The 3,099-nt window shown below is 62.0% G+C and carries 3 protein-coding genes; all 3 read right to left on the bottom strand.

Annotation, left to right across the window (positions count from 1 at the left end; genetic code table 11):
- The coding region (locus D8V06_RS13690; protein ID WP_130906852.1) for a 2Fe-2S iron-sulfur cluster-binding protein at positions 1-1,793 on the bottom strand (1,793 nt) is incomplete at its 3' end.
- Positions 1,790-2,119 carry a sarcosine oxidase subunit delta gene (locus tag D8V06_RS13685; RefSeq protein WP_047534309.1) on the bottom strand — a complete coding sequence of 110 codons (330 nt, stop codon included), beginning with the start codon at positions 2,117-2,119 and terminating at the stop codon, positions 1,790-1,792. The genes D8V06_RS13685 and D8V06_RS13690, both read right to left, overlap by 4 nt.
- Before the next feature lie 14 nt (positions 2,120-2,133).
- Positions 2,134-3,099 (bottom strand): sarcosine oxidase subunit beta family protein (locus tag D8V06_RS13680; protein WP_130931130.1); only part of this gene is annotated, 966 nt, incomplete at its 5' end.

The following is a 3,099-nucleotide window of genomic DNA, read 5'->3' as shown; positions in this document are numbered from 1 at the left end:
ACCGGCGTGTAGTTCGGACGGAACATGGTGGTGCCCATCTGCGGGATGGTCACGTTCAGCGAGCGGGCGGCGATGGCCAGGCCATTGACGTTGCCAAGCTTGCCCTGATCGGTGCCGAAGCCCAGTGCGGTATAACGTTTGACGTGCTCGACCGACTCAAAGCCTTCACGGGTCGCCAGTTCGATAGCGGCGGCGGTGACGTCGTTTTGCAGGTCGACGAATTGCTTCGGAGCCCGCGCGGTGTTCTTTTCGTGCGGCACCTGGAACAGCGCCAGGGTCGGTTCTTCGAGACGCGCCAGGGCTTTGGGCAAGGTCGCTTCGACCGGACCGAAACCGGCTTCGCTGGCCGCGCGCACGCCACCTTCAAAACCATCGGCCAGGGAATCACCAAGGCCATAGACGCCATTGATACCGCCGACACATACACGTTTTTGCGGAGCTTCGCCCGGTACGAAACCGAGGATGTCTTCACGCCAGATCGGCTTGCCGCCCAGGTGCGATGCCAGGTGCACCACCGGGCTGTAGCCGCCGGAGCTGGCGACGATGTCACAGTCGAGCCATTCGCCAGGGCTGGTGACTTTATGTCCCTTCACATCGATCGCGGCCACACGGGCTGCGGTCACACGCTTGGTGCCACGAGCTTCGATCACGGCGCTGCCAGTGAGGATACGGATACCTTTGGCGCGCGCTTCTTCAACCAACGCACCACGCGGATTGCTGCGGGCGTCAGCGATGGCGACCACTTGCAGGCTGGCGTCGAGCCAGTCCAGTGCCACGCGGTAGGCGTGATCGTTGTTGGTCGACAGCACCAGTTTCTTGCCCGGTGCCACGCCATAACGACGCACGTAAGTCGAGACAGCGCCAGCCAGCATGTTGCCCGGCACGTCGTTGTTGCCGTAGACCAGTGGACGCTCATGAGCGCCGGTCGCGAGTACGACGCGCTTGGCGCGAACACGGTGGATGCGCTGACGCACCTGGCCAATCGGTGCGCGGTCGCCGAGGTGATCGGTGAGGCGCTCGTGAATGGTCAGGAAGTTGTGATCGTGGTAACCGTTGACCGTGGCGCGCGGCAACAGCAGCACGTCCGGGGTGTTCTTCAGCTCGGCGATAACGCTGGCGACCCATTCCACGGCAGGTTTGCCGTCGAGGCTTTCGCGGGAGTCGAGCAGGCTGCCACCGAACTCTTCCTGTTCGTCCGCCAGGATCACCCGGGCACCGCTGCGCGCAGCAGCCAAGGCTGCCGCCAAACCAGCAGGGCCGGCGCCGACGATCAGCACGTCACAGTGCTGGTTCATGTAGTCGTAGGTGTCCGGATCGTTCTCGGTCGGCGAGCGGCCAAGACCGGCGGCCTTACGAATGTATTTCTCGTACGTCATCCAGAACGATTGCGGGTACATGAAGGTTTTGTAGTAGAAACCCGGTGGCATCAACTTGCCGCCGACCTTGCCGAGAATCCCCATCATGTCGTTGTTCACGCTTGGCCAGCCGTTGGTGCTGGTGGCGACCAAACCTTGATACAGCGCTTGCTGCGTGGCGCGTACGTTGGGAATCTGTGTGGCTTCGGTGGCGCCGATCTGCAAAACCGCGTTCGGCTCTTCGGCACCGGCGGCGAAGATGCCGCGCGGACGGGAATACTTGAAGCTGCGACCGATGATGTCGACGCCGTTGGCCAGCAGTGCAGCGGCCAGCGAATCGCCTTCAAAGCCTTTGTAGCTCTGGCCGTTGAAGGTGAAGCTCAACACTTTGTTGCGGTCGATCCGTCCGCCGTTGGACAGGCGATTGATCTGGCTCATACCTTCTCTCCCAGAGCCGTGCTGGCCGCTTTCGGGCTATCGGTCTTGTCGGTGAATTGTGGCTTGGTGCCGATCTTGTAGGTTTCGAGAATCTCGTAGGTCACGGTGTCGCGGGTGGCGTTGAAGTACTGACGGCAACCGGCGGCGTGAATCCACAGTTCATGGTGCAGACCGCGAGGGTTGTCGCGGAAGAACATATAGTCGCCCCACTCCTCGTCGGTGCAGCTGTTCGGATCCAGTGGACGCGGGATGTGCGCCTGGCCGGATGCGTGGAATTCCTCTTCGGAGCGCAGTTCGCCGCAGTGAGGACAGAAGATATGCAACATGGGGATTTCTCCTGTTAGTGGGCAACCGCAGCAGCGCCGTGTTCATCGATCAACGCACCGTTGTGGAAACGGTCGATGGAGAAAGGTGCGGCCAATGGGTGCATTTCACCCTTGGCCAGGCTCGCGGCAAACACGTTGCCCGAGCCTGGTGTTGCCTTGAAGCCACCGGTGCCCCAACCGCAGTTGAAGAACATGTTCGGTACCGGCGTTTTCGAGATGATCGGGCAAGCGTCCGGGGTGGTGTCGACGATGCCGCCCCACTGACGGTTCATGCGCACTCGCGACAGCACCGGGAACATCTCGACGATGGCCTGGATGGTGTGCTCGATCACCGGATACGAACCACGCTGGCCGTAGCCGTTGTAGCCGTCGATACCGGCGCCGATCACCAGGTCGCCCTTGTCGGACTGGCTGATGTAACCGTGTACGGCGTTGGACATGATCACGCTGTCGATAATCGGCTTGATCGGCTCGGACACCAGCGCCTGCAGCGGGTGCGATTCGATCGGCAGACGGAAACCGGCGAGCTTGGCCATGTGTCCGGAGTTACCGGCAGTGACCACGCCGACGCGTTTGGCGCCGATGAAGCCCTTGTTGGTTTCAACACCGATGCACACGCCGTTCTCCTTGCGGAAACCGATCACTTCGGTCTGCTGGATCAGGTCCACACCCAGCGCGTCGGCGGCACGGGCAAAACCCCAGGCCACGGCATCGTGACGGGCGACACCGCCGCGACGCTGGACGGTCGCGCCCATCACCGGGTAGCGGGTGTTCTTCGAGCAGTCGAGATACGGAATCTCGTCGGCCACTTGCTTGGCATCGAGCAGTTCGCCGTCGACGCCGTTGAGGCGGTTGGCGCTGACCCGACGCTCGGAATCACGGATGTCCTGCAGGGTGTGGCACAGGTTGTAGACGCCACGCTGGGAGAACATCACGTTGTAGTTGAGGTCCTGAGACAGGCCTTCCCACAGTTTCATCGC

It is taken from the genome of Pseudomonas sp. Sample_24 (assembly GCF_004307605.1).
GTDB lineage: Bacteria > Pseudomonadota > Gammaproteobacteria > Pseudomonadales > Pseudomonadaceae > Aquipseudomonas.
This window is presented reverse-complemented; position numbering and strand designations above follow the sequence as displayed.